Below are 14,828 nucleotides of genomic sequence, written 5' to 3'. Positions count from 1 at the left end.
AGCGGGGTTGACGTGCATCAAGCCGCAGTGCGGCTGCCGCGTCAGTCGGCCTGTGGCCTGCGGGAGTCCGAGGCGCCCGTGGGCGTGGAGCTTTCCTCGACGGCTGCATTGGAGGGGCCGGTCGGCAAGGTGGTGGGCGCCGGTGCGGGCGTTGCCCGCTCGGCCGGGCTGGAGATGCCCAGGGTCTGCGGCAGCGTGGCGCGGTGGCTGGCGGCTGGCGAGCTGGGCAGGAACAGAGGCCCCTTCTGCCCACAGGCCGCAAGGGACGCCGCACAGGCCCCAAGGGCAATGCACCTGACTAGAATTTGCGAGGCTTTCAACATAAGCGAATTGTAATGACCGACCAAGAATTTCTGGACCTTGCCGAACGACTGCTGCTGGCGGTGGAGCAAGACTGCGATCGCATCAACGATGAAACCGATGCCGACCTCGATGCCCAGCGCGTGGGAGGCATGGTGACCCTGGTCTTTGCCAACCGCAGCCAGATCGTGATCAACCAGCAAAAGCCGCTGCATGAGATCTGGCTGGCCGCCAAGGCCGGCGGCTTCCACTACCGCTACGACGCGTCGCAGGGCGCCTGGCTCGATACCAAGGGCGCGGGCGAGTTCTTCGCCAACCTGAGCCGCTACGCCACCGAGCAATCGGGCCTGGCGCTGCAGTTCTCGGCGCGCTGAGACCCCGGCTTTCGGCTGGCTCCAAAAGAAAAGCCCGGCATGGCCGGGCTTTCTTGCGTGGTCGACCGCCTCAGTTGCGGAACAGGTCGAGGATGCGGTTGCGCTCCTCGGTGGCGGGCGGGGGCGTGGCGCCTGCGGCGCTGCCCGTGGATGCACTGTCCATGCCCAGGCTGCTGACGCCGCCGTTGCGCGCGTTTTCCTCGTAGTACCACTCGCCGCCCATGTTCACGACGCCGGGCGGCACGGGCATCTCGGCCACGGGAACGCCCTTGAGCGCGTGCTGCATGAAGCTGATCCAGATCGGCAGGCTCAGGCCGCCGCCGGTCTCGCGGCTACCCAGGTTGCGCGGCGTGTCGTAGCCGATCCAGGATACGGCGGCCAGCGTGGGCTGGAAGCCCGCAAACCAGGCATCCACCGAATCGTTGGTCGTGCCGGTCTTGCCATACAGGTCGGGGCGCTTGAGCGTGGACTGCGCGCGCGCTGCCGTGCCCACGCGCGCCACGTCCTGCAGCAGGCTGTCCATGATGAAGGCGTTGCGCGCGTCGATGGCTTGGGGCAGTTCCTGCACCGGGGGCGGTGTGAATTCGGACAGGATGCGGCCTTTGTGATCGGTGACGCGGGAAATCAGCCAGGGATTGACGCGGTGGCCGCCGTTGGCGAACACGGAGTAGCCTGCCGCCAGCTGCAGCGGCGTGACGGCACCTGCGCCCAAAGCCATGGTCAGGTAGGCCGGGTGCTTGGCGGCGTCAAAGCCGAAGCGCGTGACCCACTCCTGGCCCTGCTTGGGCCCCACGGCCTGCAACAGCCGGATGGAGATCATGTTCTTGGACTTGTTCAGGCCTGTGCGCATGGTCATCGGCCCGTCGTAGCGGCTGTCGTAGTTCTTGGGCTCCCAGGGCTGCCCCCCCGTCACGCCCGCACTGAAGAACAGCGGTGCGTCATTGATCATGGTGGAGGGCGAGAAGCCCTTTTCCAGCGCCGCGGAGTAGATGAAGGGCTTGAAGGCCGAGCCGGGCTGGCGCCAGGCCTGGGTCACATGATTGAACTTGTTCTTCTGGAAGTCGAAGCCGCCGATCAGGGCGCGCAAGGCGCCCGTCTGGGGAACCAGGGCCACGAAGGCGCCTTCCACCTCGGGCAGCTGCGTGATTTCCCAGGTGTTCTTGGGCGTCTTGACCACGCGGATCACGGCGCCGGGACGGATCTTGATGTTGGGCGGTGCCTTGGGGTTCAGGCCCGATTCGGCAGGCTTGAGGCCTTCGCCCGTGATCTCGATCTGCTCGCCGTCGGCACGGGCCGCCAGGATCTTGCGCGGGTTGGCATCCAGCACCACGGCGGCGAGCACGTCTCCGTTGTCGGGGTGGTTGGCCAGGGTGTCGTCGATGGCGTCTTCACGGTCCTCGGCGTCGGCGGGCAGGGCCACGAACTTCTCGGGGCCGCGGTACTTCTGGCGGCGCTCGTAGTCCATGATGCCGCGGCGCAGCGCGGCGTAGGCGGCTTCCTGTTCGCCGGCATTGATGGTGGTATAGACGTTCAGTCCGCGCGTGTAGGCCTCGTTGCCGTACTGGGCAAAGATCAGCTGGCGCGCCATTTCGGCCACGTACTCGGCATGCACCCGGGTGTTGAAGGAGCCTGTGCGGATCTTCAGCGGCTCGGCTTTGGCTTCAGTGGCCTGGGCCGCCGTGATGAAGCCGTTTTCCTCCATGCGCTCGATGATGTAGAGCTGGCGCGAGCGGGCGCGCTTGGGGTTGCTGATCGGGTTGTAGGCCGAGGGCGCCTTGGGCAGGCCGGCCAGCATGGCGGCTTCGGCGACGGTGATGTCCTTGAGCGGTTTGCCGAAATAGGCTTCACAGGCGGCGGCAAAGCCATAGGCCCGATTTCCCAGATAAATCTGGTTCATGTAGATCTCGAGAATCTGGTTTTTGCTCAGCAGATGCTCTAGCTTGAAAGTCAGTAAGACTTCGTAAATTTTGCGTGTAAAAGTTTTCTCGGAAGACAGATAGACATTGCGTGCCACCTGCATGGTGATGGTCGATGCGCCCTGGCTTTTCACGCGGCCCAGATTGGCCAGCGCGGCGCGGGCCATGCCCTTGTAGTCGACGCCACCGTGCTCGAAAAAGCGGGTGTCTTCAATGGCCAGCACCGCGTCGGTCATCACTTTGGGGATGTCCTGGATGGGCGTCAGCGTGCGCCGCTCCTCGCCGAACTCGCCCAGCAGGGCGCCTTCGCTGGAGTACACGCGCAGCGGCAGCTTGGGCCGGTAGTCGGCCAGCTCGGACACGTCGGGCAGGTTGGGGTAGGCCATGGCCAGGGCCACGGCCACGGTCAGCATCAGGGCCAGCGCGCCGGCGACGGCGATGCCCGTCAGCCATAGCAAGGCCTTGGGAAACCAATGCATGGGCTTGGACGGAGCGGAGCGAGGCTTTCCAGCCTGGGGTTCTCGGGAGTCTGAGGACGGCATGTCGCAGGGAGTGCTGAGGAGTGCCGCATTATAAAAATGCGTTCCCCAGGGGGTCGGTAGGAGGCGGCTGCACACGGTTGCCAGCATGGCCGCAAGCCTCGCATCCTAAGCCAGGCGTACAGGCCGACATGCAAGCAGGGGTGCATTCCTGTCGCATTTGATGGCCCGCAACAATGTCTGTTTTTGGCCACTACCGTCAACCGTGCTCCGGCAGGCATGGTGAGTTGCGCGCAGTCTTGCTGATAGCATTCAACCTATATGTGAAGGTTTGTTGCGTTCTTTACATACACAAGAAGAGGGAGGGCAAGTTGATTGCTATGGGATCCTTATTCAGTCGCCAGCCCGCACCTTTGCTAGGCATCGACATCAGTTCTTCGAGCGCCAAGCTCGTTGAGCTGTCTCGTGCCAGGTCGGGCGAACTGTTGCTGGAGCGCTGTGCCATCGAGCCGCTGGAGCGGGGATGGATCACGGATGGCAACATCGAAAAGTTCGACGAAGTGGCAGAGGCTGTACGGCGGCTGGTCAAAAAAAGCGGCACGCGGACCAAGAACGTGGCCATGGCATTGCCGGCTTCGGCCGTGATCACCAAGAAGATTTCGCTGCCCGACGGCATGAGCGAGCAGGAACTGGAGGTCCAGGTCGAATCCGAGGCCAATCAGTACATTCCTTTTTCGCTCGACGAAGTGAGTCTGGACTTCTGTGTCATAGGCCCGTCATCGAATTCGCCTGGCGACGTGGATGTGCTCATTGCCGCCTCCCGTCGCGAGAAGGTGCAGGACCGCCAGGGCCTGGCCGAGGCGGCCGGCCTCAAGCCGATGGTCATCGACATCGAGCCCCATGCCTCCCGCATGGCCGCCGGACGGTTGATCGAGCGCCTGCCCAATCAGGGCAACAACGCTTTGGTGGCGCTGTTCGAGGTAGGCGCCATGACGACCAGCATGCAGATCCTGCGTGACGACGAGGTGCTGTACGACCGTGACCAGGCCTTTGGCGGCGCCCAGCTGACGCAGCTGATCGCGCGCCAATATGGTTTTTCCCTCGAAGAGGCCGAGTCCAAGAAGCGCAACGGCGAACTGCCGGAGGACTACGCTTCCGCCGTGCTCAAGCCCTTCGTGCAGAGCATGACGCAGGAAGTGTCGCGCGCACTGCAGTTCTTTTTCACCAGCACGCCCCACAACCGCATAGACCACATCCTGCTGGCTGGCGGCTCGGCACCGCTTTCCGGCCTGTCCGAGGCCATCACGCAGCAGACCGGATTCGCCTGCAGCCTTGCCAATCCCTTCGATGGCATGGAAGTCGGCAGCGGCGTGCGCCTCAAGCGCATGTCGCGCGAGGCCCCCGCCTACCTGACCGCCTGCGGTCTGGCCATGCGGAGGTTTGTGTCGTGATCCTGATCAATCTGCTTCCTCACAGAGAAGCCACACGCAAGCGACGCAAGGAAGCATTCCAGGCCACCATGGTCCTTTCGGCCCTGATAGGGCTTTTGATCATTGGTGCTGTCTACTGGTGGTACCAGATGATGATCGAAGCCCAGCAGGCAAAGAACAGCATGCTGCGCGCCGAGATCACGGTGCTGGAGTCCCAGATCAAGGAAATCGCCGGGCTGGAGGATGAGATCACTGCCCTGCGTGCACGTCAGAAGGCCGTGGAAGACCTGCAGTCCGATCGCAATCTGCCGGTGCACATGCTCAATGAGCTGGTGTCCCAGCTGCCCGATGGCGTCTACATCACCAGCATCAAGCAGGAAGGTCTGGCCGTGACCATGCAGGGCACGGCGCAGTCCAATGAGCGGGTGTCCGAGATGCTGCGCAATCTATCCGAGGGAACGCCCTGGATCTCCAAGCCGGAACTGGTGGAGATCGTGGCCAAGACGGTCAACGTCACGCCCAAGGACCAGCGCCGTGCTGCAGCGTTCAATCTGCGCTTCCAGCTCACGCGCGCCAGCGTTGCGGAGAAAGGCCTTCCGACGGCGGCCAACCCAGGAAAGTCCCAGTGATGGCCAAGAAGAAAAAGAACGACATCGACTTCTCCGCACTGCAGGAGAACATCCAGCGCCAATTCCGTGGTCTTGATCCCAATGATCCTTCGCGGTGGCCCTTGCTGCCGCGTTTTCTGTTGTGCGTTGCCATTGCGTTGGGCGTCGCCGCCTTGCTCTGGTACGTACTGATCAAGGACTATGAGGACATGCTGGAGCAAGAGCGCAACACCGAAGTCACGCTGCGCCAGGACTTCAGCCAGAAGCTGTCCAAGGCGGTCAGCCTGGATGGCCTGAAGAAGCAGCGTGAACAGGTCCAGCAATATGTGACACAGCTGGAAAAGCAGTTGCCCAGCAAGGCGGAAATGGCTGCGCTGCTCTCGGACATCAACCAGGCCGGACTGGGGCGCAGCCTGCAGTTTGAAACGTTCCGCCCCGGGGCGATGGTGGTCAAGGAGTACTACGCCGAGCTGCCCATTGCTTTGAAGGTCACAGGACGCTTTCATGACATCGGTTCATTCGCTTCCGACGTGGCCTACCTGTCTCGCATCGTGACCTTGAACAACTTGTCGATTGTCCCTGTGGGCAAGGAGGGCAGCGAGGTCTTGAGCATGGAGGCGACGGCGCGAACCTTCCGCTACCTGGATGCCGAGGAAGTGCAGGCGCAACGTGCGGCCGCCGGGAAGGGCAAGAAGAAATGAGACACATGCGCTGCAGCGTCTTGCTTATGTTGTCTGCCTGTTTGGCCGTCTCGGGCTGCACCTCTTTTGATCAAGAGGAACTGCAAACCTGGATGGCCCAGGAGAAAGCCAATGCAAAGCCTCGGATCAAGCCTTTGGAAAAGCCCAAAGCGTTTACGCCCCAAGCCTACCTGGGGGCTGATGGCATGGACCCCTTCAATCCCTTGAAACTGATGCAGGTGCTGCGCAAGGAATCGGCCCAGACCAATGCGAATACCAGCCTGATTGCCGCAGAACTCAATCGCCGCAAGGAGCCGCTGGAAGCAGAGCCCCTGGATGCAATGACCATGGTGGGCAGCCTTGACAAGAAGGGTGTTCCTACGGCGTTGATCAAGGTAGGAGCCTTGCTGTATCAGGTTCGTCCAGGAAATTACCTGGGGCAGAACTACGGGAAGATCACCCGGATCACGGAGACTTCCATCCAGTTGCGGGAAATCGTCCAGGATGGCAGCGGCGACTGGATAGAAAGAAACAGCACACTGGAGTTGCAGGAGGGAAGGAAATGATGGGTACACATCGCAGCATGTCTCACAAAGCTCGCTGGGGAATCGCCTTGGGCGGTTGGTTGCTGGGCTCTTTTGCATGGGCGCAGTCCGCGATAGAGTCGGTCTCCGGTTCCATCCAGGGGGGCACCGAGGTGGTGCGCATCGAGCTTTCCGAAGCGCTGGCTGCGGACCCGACCGGATTTGCGATCCAGTCGCCTGCGCGGATCGCCCTGGATTTTCCTGGCGCAGCCAATGCCACGGGCAAATCGATGGTCGAACTCAATCAGGGCAACCTGCGTTCCATCAATATCGTGGAAGCCTCGGGCCGCTCCCGGCTGGTGCTGAATTTGAAAACGGCGACTTCCTACCGCACTGAACGCCAAGGCAAGGCGTTGCTGATCCTGCTGGATCCTGTGGCCGTGTCTGCTGCGGTGAAGCCTTCTGCGCAGCAGGGTGTGTTTGAAGCCAAAACAGCCGCCAGTAATGATATCCAACCCATTCGGGATGTTGCTTTCCGTCGTGGCAGCGATGGCTCGGGCCGCATCGTCGTGGGATTGAGCAATAGCCAGATTGGCGTGGATCTGCGCCGCGAAGGCAAGGAACTGGTCGTCGATTTTCTGCGTTCTTCCTTGCCTGAAGGCTTGCGCCGCAAGCTGGATGTTGCAGATTTCGGAACACCGGTGCAGACAATCTCCTCGGTGCAGCAGGGGGAATCCGTGCGCATGCGTATCGCTCCCGTCGGTGACTGGGAGCACAGCGCGTATCAAAGCGACAGCCAGTTTGTGATCGAGGTCCGTCAGAAAAAGGTGGATGTGAGCAAGCTCACACAGGGCCCCGGCTACAGCGGTGAAAAGCTTTCCCTGAATTTCCAGAACATCGAAGTGCGCTCCCTGCTGCAGGTGATTGCCGACTTCACGAACTTCAATATCGTGACCTCGGACACGGTTTCCGGGGCGTTGACCCTGCGTCTCAAGGATGTTCCCTGGGACCAGGCGCTGCAGATCATCATGGATGCCAAGGGCCTTGGCATGCGCAAGTCGGGCTCGGTGCTCTGGATTGCGCCCAAGGATGAGATCGATGCACGCACCAAGCGTGACTATGAAGCCGCGATGGAAATTCAGAAACTGGAGCCGCTGCGCACCCAGGGCTTTCAGCTGAACTATGCGAAGGCGGCCGATATTCTTCAACAGATCAGCGCAAGCAGCGGTGGGAGCGGTGGGGCTGGCGGAACCTCCACCAGATTTCTGTCTGAGCGCGGATCTGCGATTTCGGAGCCCCGAACCAACCAGCTGTTCGTGACCGACACAGCCACGAAACTGGAAGAAGTGAAGGTGCTGTTGGCAACACTGGACGTGCCTGTTCGCCAAGTGCTGATCGAAGCTCGTATCGTTGAAGCCCGTGACACATTTGGCCGTGCACTGGGCGTTCGTCTAGGCGGCGGGGATTTGCGGGCTCAGCGCGGTGGCGACGGGGGATACAGTATTGGTGGGGATAACCGCGTGGCCATCGGCACTGGTTTTGATAATGCCAATGCTTCCGCTGGGGCAAGCGGGCAGGCTGTGAATACCTCGGGAAATTTTGTCAATCTGCCTGGGAAGCTGTCAAACGTGGCGAACTCCGGGACGTTTGCCATGTCTATTTTCAATGCGGCTGCAAATCGATTCCTGACTCTTGAGCTTTCTGCTATGGAGTCCGATGGACAGGGAAAGATCATTTCCAGTCCGAGATTGGTAACGGCTGATCAAACCAAGGCATTGATTGAGCAGGGTACTGAGTATCCCTACTCTGTGACCGCGCCTAACGGTGCGACGACCATTGCTTTCAAAAAGGCGGTTCTGAAGTTGGAGGTGACGCCTCAGATCACTCCCGAAGGCGATATCATTCTGGACCTCGATGTCAACAAGGATTCACGTGGTGAGAGCACGTTGCAAGGTGTTGCCATCGATACCAAGCATGTGCGTACCCAGGTTCTTGTCCAAAATGGTGGAACTGTAGTCATCGGCGGTATCTTCGAGATGGAGGAAACCAATACGGAAAACAAGATTCCGCTATTGGGTGATGTCCCTGTTTTGGGGCATCTTTTTAAAAGTCGCGTGAGAGAATCTCAAAAGCGAGAAATGCTGGTGTTTATTACGCCAAAAATGATATCTGATGGTCTCAAGCGTTAATTAAAATCTTTGGGAGATAGTTGATGAAAAGAATCTTGCTTACAATATTGGCGTCGTGCGCGTTAGTCGCCTGCGGTGGCGGTGGTGGAAATCCAGGAACTCCTGGAGGTGGGACAGGTGGAGCGACGCCTGATGTGGCCAGTGTGGAGTTCCTGCTGGATAAGACCGTTATTGCAAATTCCGGAAGCGATGTGGCAACAATCACAGTAACTGCATTGTCTGCCAGTAGAAACCCTGTGGCAAATGCTCCTGTCTCTGTGGTTTTGACTTCAGGTATTTTCACTCCCACCTCCAATGTGACGGATGCATCCGGACGCATGAGTGGGAAAATTGAGATTGGTGGTGATCGTTCCAATCGAGATATTCGGTTCGACCTCAAGGCTGGTGCTCAAACTGGTGCGGGTGTCGTTGCCGTCACCGGTAGTCAGATAGCATTGACGGTAGTGCCTTCTGCTCCGACCCCCGGACAGCCAGTGGAGGTAACGGCAAAAGTTGCCGATGTCAATGGTGCTGGAATCTCGGGGATTCCTGTCGTCCTCTCGGGATCTGCCCTGAGTGCAGCGATTACTGCCCAAACTGATACATCGGGTGTGGCGAAGTTCTCTGCATTTAACGCACCTGGTGCTGCTCAAATTTATTCCTTGCAAGCAAAGGCTTCGGGAGTGGTTTCCAATGAACAGATCACTGTTGCCGGCGGAGCTACTCAGGTGCCTGATGCTGTAGGTGTTGTCAGTGCGGCAAGCCTTTCTATAGTGCCGAATACTATCAAGCCCAATCTGGATGGCGGACGTACAAATATGGCGCAATTGAGGGCACTGTTCCTGGATAAGGACAACCGCGCCATTCCCAATATGCGCGTCCGCTTCGAGATCGTTCCGCCCGGGCTGGGTTCCGGAGAAGCTATCTCCACGGGCAGCCAGTCCGTGATTTCCAATGCCAGCGGTGTTGCCTTGGCGCAATATATTCCAGGCTTGCGCATCAGCCCGACCAATGGGGTCAGCATCCGCATGTGCTACGGCAATTCTGATGCCGCCGTATCCAATGGAAAGTGCCCCGCGTCGCGCGTCAGCACTCTGACGGTTGCCAGCGAGCCTGTTTCCATCACTATTGGCGACAACAATGAGCTGGAAAAGGGCGCCAACAACCTGACCTATATCAAGAAATTCGACGTGGCTGTTGCCAATGCTGCCGGCGAGGCGGTTGCGGATGCGGATGTTTCGGTCAGCGTGGATATCCTGCGATATGGATTTGGCAGCTATGACACTGTGAAGAATGCACATGTCGATGGATCCGGTTTTTGCCTGAATGAGGATATCAACCGCAACGGCAATCTGGACAGCGGTGAAGACGCCAATGGCGATGGCCGCTTGACGCCGCCCAAGGCAGACATCGTGGTTTCCTATTTCAATGGCCGCAAAACGGGAGCCAATGGCCGCGTGATCGTGCAGACGGAATATCCGCAGAACGTAGCCACCTGGCTGATCTACAAGCTGACGGTGAGCTCCAATGCGGCTGGTTCCGAAGGTCGTGCCGAGCGCATCTTTGTGACCTCGTTCGTCGAGGGCGACCAGAAGAACGGCTCCTTCCTGACCTCGCCTTACGGAGTGACATCCGTCTGCCTGCCCGAGTGAACAAGTCGGTGAATCCCGATCAAGGTCCTGCCTCGCTCCGTGCGCCGGTGGTGGCCCTGATCGGCCTGCCCGGCTCCGGCAAATCGACCATAGGGCGCCAGCTGGCGCGCCTGTGGTCGATGCGTTTTGTGGATTCGGACCATGTGATCGAGCAGCGCCTGGGCTGCAGCATCCGGGAGTTTTTCGAGCGTGAGGGCGAGCAGGCTTTTCGCGACATGGAGTCGCAGGTCATTGATGAGCTGTCGGCCTCCACATCCAGCCTGCTGTTGTCCACGGGCGGCGGCGTGGTGCTGCGCGAGCAAAATCGCCGCCATCTGCATGAGCGCACCCAGGTCTTCTACCTGGATTGCACGCCAGAGGACATCGCCGCGCGGCTGCGCAACGATGTGACGCGGCCCTTGCTGCAGGTGGAGGATCCGGCGTTGCGCCTGCGCGAGTTGCTGCTGCAGCGCGAGCCCCTGTATCTGGAGACGGCGCACTTCGTGATCCAGACATCCGGCCTGTCTGTGGCGCAGGCCGCCCAGCGCATACGCATGCAGGCGGAACTGGCCTGAACGCTGCCTGCTGGAACACCAAAGGCCTCGGCACTTGCCGGGGCCTTTTTCTTTAAGATCGGCATTTGCCGGGCGCGCTGCCGTGTCGCGGAAACCTTTTCATTCTTTCTCCCCTGGAGCGACATCATCTTGCCCCACGCCTCCTCCTCGCCTGCTGCCCAGGTCGTGACCATTGACCTGGGTGAGCGCTCCTATCCGATTGCCATCGGCACCGGCCTGCTGGACCAGGCAGCCACCTATGCCGCGCTGCCTTCTGCGGTACAGGCCGTCATCGTCAGCAACGATGTGGTCGCACCGCTCTATGAGCCAGCACTGCGCCGCGTGCTGGAGCAGCGCTACCGCAGCGTGCGGACCGTGGTGCTGCCCGATGGCGAAGCCCACAAGGACTGGCAGACGCTGAATCTGATCTTCGATGACCTGCTGTCCGGTGGTTGCGACCGCAAGACCGTGCTGTTCGCGCTGGGCGGCGGCGTCATTGGCGACATGACGGGCTTTGCTGCCGCCAGCTACATGCGCGGCGTGCCCTTCGTGCAAGTGCCCACCACGCTGTTGTCGCAGGTGGACTCGTCGGTGGGCGGCAAGACCGCCATCAACCATCCGCTGGGCAAGAACATGATCGGCGCCTTCTACCAGCCGCAGCTGGTGGTTTGCGATCTGGCCTCGCTGGACACGCTGCCCGCGCGCGAGCTGAGCGCCGGCCTGGCCGAGGTCATCAAGTACGGGCCCATCGCCGACATGGACTTCCTGGCCTGGCTGGAGGAGAACATGGACGCCTTGCTTGCCCGCGACCGCACTGCACTGGCGCACGCGATCAAGCGCAGCGTGGAGATCAAGGCCTGGGTCGTGGGGCAGGACGAGAAAGAGGCTGGGCTGCGCGCCATTCTCAATTTCGGCCACACCTTCGGGCATGCGATCGAAGCCGGCATGGGCTACGGCAACTGGCTGCACGGCGAAGGCGTGGGCGCCGGCATGGTCATGGCGGCCGAGCTGTCGCAGCGCCTTGGCCTGGTGGATGCCGCCTTTGTGCAAAGGCTGCGCGTGCTGATCGAACGTGCGGGCCTGCCGGTGCGCGGCGCCGTGCTGGATGCGCGTGACAACGCTGGCCGCTATCTGGAACTGATGCGCGTGGACAAGAAGTCCGAGGCGGGCGAGATCCGCTTCGTTCTCATTGACGGGCCGGGAAAGGCCGTCATGCGCTCGGCGCCCGATGCCTTGGTGCGCGAAGTCATAGACGCCTGCTGCGCCTGACGCGCGGCGCTGGGGGCAAGCCGGAACTGCTAGAGTGCCCTTGTCAGCATGATGAGGCGATCGAATGCAGAAACAGGCCCTGGCCCCCTATGCCTGCAACCCGGCGTTCAGCCGGGGGCGGCGTTTCCCGGAGGCGCCTGCGCCCACGCGCAGCGATTACCAGCGCGACCGGGACCGCATCGTCCATTCCTCGGCGTTCCGGCGGCTGGTCTACAAGACCCAGGTCTTCGTCAACCATGAAGGCGACCTGTTCCGCACACGGCTGACGCACTCGCTGGAGGTTGCCCAACTGGGCCGCTCGGTCGCCCGGTCCCTGCAGCTCGACGAGGATCTGGTCGAAGCCATCTGCCTGGCCCACGACCTGGGCCACACCCCCTTCGGCCATGCGGGCCAGGACGCGCTCAATGCCTGCATGCAGCCGCATGGCGGCTTCGAGCACAACCTGCAAAGCCTGCGCGTGGTGGACCGGCTGGAAGAGCGCTATCCAGCCTTTGACGGCCTGAACCTGAGCTTCGAGACGCGCGAGGGCGTTCTCAAGCATTGCTCGCGCACCAATGCCGAGCACCTGGAGGCGCGCGAGCCCGGCGGGGTGGCGCAGCGTTTTCTGCTGGGCCGGCAGCCTTCGCTGGAGGCCCAGCTGTGCAACCTGGCCGATGCCATTGCCTACAACGCCCATGACGTGGACGATGGCGTGCGCTCCGGCCTGATCACCATGCCCCAGCTGTGCGAGGCTGTTCCCCTGTTCGCGCGCTATCACGACGCAACACTGGCCGAGCATCCTCAACTGGGCATGCCCCTGGCCGAGCGGCGCCTGCTGTACGAAAGCATCCGCCGCATGCTCAGCGATCAGGTCTATGACGTGATCGCCGCCACGCAGCAGCGCATTGCGCAGGCGCGGCCCTGTTCGGTGGACGAGGTGCGCGCCCAGCCTGGCCCTCTGGTGGGCTTCAGCGATACCATGAGGCAGCAGTCGCAGCAGCTCAAGCAGTTCCTGTTCCGCAATCTCTACCGCCATGAGCAGGTGGTGAAGACCATGGAAGGCGCGCAGCAGGTGGTGGCCGAGCTGTTTGCGGCCTACATGGTCGAGCCCGATCGCATGAAGCCGCGCTTCGTGCAGCGGGCCATGCTGGCCGAGGACGTATCGGCGCGTGCGCGGGTGGTGGCCGACTTCATCGCCGGGATGACGGACCGCTACGCGGCCCGTGAGCATGAGCTGCTGACGGGCCTGCGCCTGCTGGGCTGAGAAATCCGAGCAACGGCGTCGCCGGGGCGGCGCGGCTAGAATGCGGACCCTGCGTGACAGGGCAGGGAAGGGTTCCTGGACGGTTTCGCAATGTCTGGGGGCGCAGTGCCCCCGTTCGCATTTTTGAAGGGCACAGCCATGACCGATACCAACCACGAGATTCGCGCGGCCGAGTTTCCGCCTGTCACCGTGATCGAGGATACGGTGCACTGGCTCGAAAAGGCCGTGATCGGCCTGAACCTGTGCCCCTTCGCCAAGGGCGTGCACATCAAGGGCCAGATCCACTACACGGTCAGCCAGGCCACCGACGCCGAAGGCGTGGCGGCAGACCTGCACCGCGAGCTGGAAGCCCTGGCCGAGGCCTCCCCGGACAAGCGCGACACCACGCTGCTGATCCTGCCGCACGCATTGCAGGACTTCCTGGACTTCAACGACTTTCTCGAAGTGGCCGACGCCATGGTCGAGGAGCTGGACCTGGGCGGCATACTGCAGGTGGCCTCGTTCCACCCGCAGTTCCAGTTCGAGGGCACCGAAGCCGACGACGTCACCAACTGCACCAACCGCTCTCCCTATCCCACGCTGCACCTGCTGCGCGAGGACAGCATAGACAAGGCGGTCGAGGTGTTCCCCGAAGCCGAATCCATCTACGAGCGCAACATGGAGACGCTGGAGAAGATCGGCATCGAAGGCTGGCTGGACCTGGGTGTGGGCGCGCGCTGCCCTATGGCGCACGCAGCCAAGCCGGGCGCTGCCGAATGAAGGCGCGCCAGGGCAAGCCTGCCGCAAAGCCCGAGCAGGATGTGACCGCGCAGCTGGGCCTCAAGCCCGGCCAGTCCATTGAACTGCTCAAGGCACTGCACATCCTCACGCGCGAAGGCAAGATCAACCAGGATTCGCGCCGCAAGCTCAAGCAGGTCTACCACCTCTACCAGTTCATCGCGCCCATCCTCGAAGAACTGTCGGCCGACGGCCATGCGGTCACCCTGGCCGACCACGGCGCCGGCAAGTCCTACCTGGGATTCATCCTCTACGACCTGTATTTCAAGCCGCTGGGGCGCGGCCATATCTACGGCATAGAAACGCGCGCGCCGCTGGTGGAGGCTTCGCAGAAGCTGGCTGCCGAGCTGGGCTTCGAGCGCATGGGCTTTCTGAACATGTCGGTGGCCGAGTCCACGCATGCCGACTTCATGCCTGCGCAATTCGACGTGGTCACGGCCCTGCACGCCTGCGACACCGCCACCGACGACGCCATCGCCTTCGGCCTGGAGAAGAAGGCCAAGGCCATGGTGCTGGTGCCCTGCTGCCAGGCCGAGGTCGCAGCCTGCCTGCGCCAGACCAAGGCGCTGAGCCTGACGCGCACGCCGCTGGCCGAACTGTGGCGCCATCCCATACACACCCGCGAAATGGGCAGCCAGCTCACCAACGTGCTGCGCTGCCTGTACCTGGAGGCCTGCGGCTACCAGGTCACCGTGACAGAGCTGGTGGGCTGGGAGCACAGCATGAAAAACGAACTGATCATTGCGCGCTACACGGGGCAGAAAAAGCGCAGTGCGGTCGAGCGCATGCGCGCCATCCTGGCGGAGTTCGGCCTGCAGGATGCGATGGCACAGCGCTATCCGCTGCTGCAGGCAGCCTGAGCCGGCTGCCGCTGC

14 protein-coding genes are annotated in these 14,828 nt (G+C 61.7%); 12 read left to right on the top strand and 2 right to left on the bottom strand.

What is annotated here, in order from left to right:
• Positions 1 to 41 precede the first annotated feature (41 nt).
• The gene (gene lptM / locus GRX31_RS03230) at positions 42 to 323 is read right to left on the bottom strand and encodes an LPS translocon maturation chaperone LptM (protein WP_082254145.1); all 282 of its coding nucleotides are present in this window, start codon (positions 321 to 323) and stop codon (positions 42 to 44) included.
• A 12-nt stretch (positions 324 to 335) separates the two neighbouring features.
• Between lptM and cyaY the strand changes: the two genes are divergently transcribed.
• Positions 336 to 674: an iron donor protein CyaY gene (gene cyaY / locus GRX31_RS03225; protein ID WP_017406663.1), complete on the top strand. Its 339-nt coding sequence runs from the start codon at positions 336 to 338 to the stop codon at positions 672 to 674.
• A 70-nt stretch (positions 675 to 744) separates the two neighbouring features.
• On the opposite strand, the gene GRX31_RS03220 is transcribed toward cyaY, so the two are convergent.
• The gene (locus GRX31_RS03220; protein WP_046238459.1) at positions 745 to 3,069 is read right to left on the bottom strand and encodes a penicillin-binding protein 1A; all 2,325 of its coding nucleotides are present in this window, start codon (positions 3,067 to 3,069) and stop codon (positions 745 to 747) included.
• Between the two features lie 371 nt (positions 3,070 to 3,440).
• Here GRX31_RS03220 and GRX31_RS03215 point away from each other — a divergent pair, with 371 nt between their 5' ends.
• The 11 genes from GRX31_RS03215 to GRX31_RS03165 all read left to right on the top strand — a co-directional run bounded on the left by GRX31_RS03215 (position 3,441) and on the right by GRX31_RS03165 (position 14,813).
• On the top strand, positions 3,441 to 4,520 hold the full coding sequence (locus tag GRX31_RS03215; RefSeq protein ID WP_026062715.1) for a pilus assembly protein PilM: 1,080 nt from the start codon (positions 3,441 to 3,443) through the stop codon (positions 4,518 to 4,520).
• On the top strand, positions 4,517 to 5,128 hold the full coding sequence (locus GRX31_RS03210; protein ID WP_043789993.1) for a PilN domain-containing protein: 612 nt from the start codon (positions 4,517 to 4,519) through the stop codon (positions 5,126 to 5,128). Before GRX31_RS03215 ends, GRX31_RS03210 begins: the two co-directional genes overlap by 4 nt.
• Complete coding sequence (locus GRX31_RS03205; RefSeq protein WP_160851424.1) at positions 5,128 to 5,808, top strand: type 4a pilus biogenesis protein PilO; 681 nt, start codon at positions 5,128 to 5,130, stop codon at positions 5,806 to 5,808. The genes GRX31_RS03210 and GRX31_RS03205 overlap by 1 nt, the downstream gene beginning before the upstream one ends.
• The gene (locus tag GRX31_RS03200; RefSeq protein ID WP_160851421.1) at positions 5,805 to 6,353 is read left to right on the top strand and encodes a pilus assembly protein PilP; all 549 of its coding nucleotides are present in this window, start codon (positions 5,805 to 5,807) and stop codon (positions 6,351 to 6,353) included. Before GRX31_RS03205 ends, GRX31_RS03200 begins: the two co-directional genes overlap by 4 nt.
• On the top strand, positions 6,350 to 8,500 hold the full coding sequence (pilQ, locus tag GRX31_RS03195; RefSeq protein WP_160851419.1) for a type IV pilus secretin PilQ: 2,151 nt from the start codon (positions 6,350 to 6,352) through the stop codon (positions 8,498 to 8,500). Before GRX31_RS03200 ends, pilQ begins: the two co-directional genes overlap by 4 nt.
• 23 nt (positions 8,501 to 8,523) lie before the next feature.
• Positions 8,524 to 10,131: an Ig-like domain-containing protein gene (locus tag GRX31_RS03190; protein ID WP_160851417.1), complete on the top strand. Its 1,608-nt coding sequence runs from the start codon at positions 8,524 to 8,526 to the stop codon at positions 10,129 to 10,131.
• Positions 10,132 to 10,139: 8 nt separating this feature from the next.
• Complete coding sequence (locus tag GRX31_RS03185) at positions 10,140 to 10,685, top strand: shikimate kinase (RefSeq protein WP_174538850.1); 546 nt, start codon at positions 10,140 to 10,142, stop codon at positions 10,683 to 10,685.
• A gap of 129 nt (positions 10,686 to 10,814) precedes the next feature.
• Positions 10,815 to 11,933: a 3-dehydroquinate synthase gene (gene aroB, locus GRX31_RS03180; RefSeq protein WP_160851414.1), complete on the top strand. Its 1,119-nt coding sequence runs from the start codon at positions 10,815 to 10,817 to the stop codon at positions 11,931 to 11,933.
• A gap of 64 nt (positions 11,934 to 11,997) precedes the next feature.
• Positions 11,998 to 13,176, top strand: coding sequence for a deoxyguanosinetriphosphate triphosphohydrolase (locus GRX31_RS03175; protein WP_160851412.1), 1,179 nt, complete (start codon positions 11,998 to 12,000; stop codon positions 13,174 to 13,176).
• A 138-nt stretch (positions 13,177 to 13,314) separates the two neighbouring features.
• On the top strand, positions 13,315 to 13,935 hold the full coding sequence (locus GRX31_RS03170) for a DUF1415 domain-containing protein (protein WP_016445546.1): 621 nt from the start codon (positions 13,315 to 13,317) through the stop codon (positions 13,933 to 13,935).
• Complete coding sequence (locus tag GRX31_RS03165) at positions 13,932 to 14,813, top strand: class I SAM-dependent methyltransferase (protein WP_017406651.1); 882 nt, start codon at positions 13,932 to 13,934, stop codon at positions 14,811 to 14,813. Before GRX31_RS03170 ends, GRX31_RS03165 begins: the two co-directional genes overlap by 4 nt.
• The last annotated feature ends 15 nt before the right edge of the window (positions 14,814 to 14,828 follow it).

The sequence above is a fragment of the Delftia sp. CH05 genome (assembly GCF_009827015.1).
Classification (GTDB): domain Bacteria; phylum Pseudomonadota; class Gammaproteobacteria; order Burkholderiales; family Burkholderiaceae_C; genus Comamonas; species Comamonas tsuruhatensis.
The sequence above is the reverse complement of the archived record's forward strand: the minus strand, read 5'-3'. Positions and strand labels throughout refer to the sequence as shown.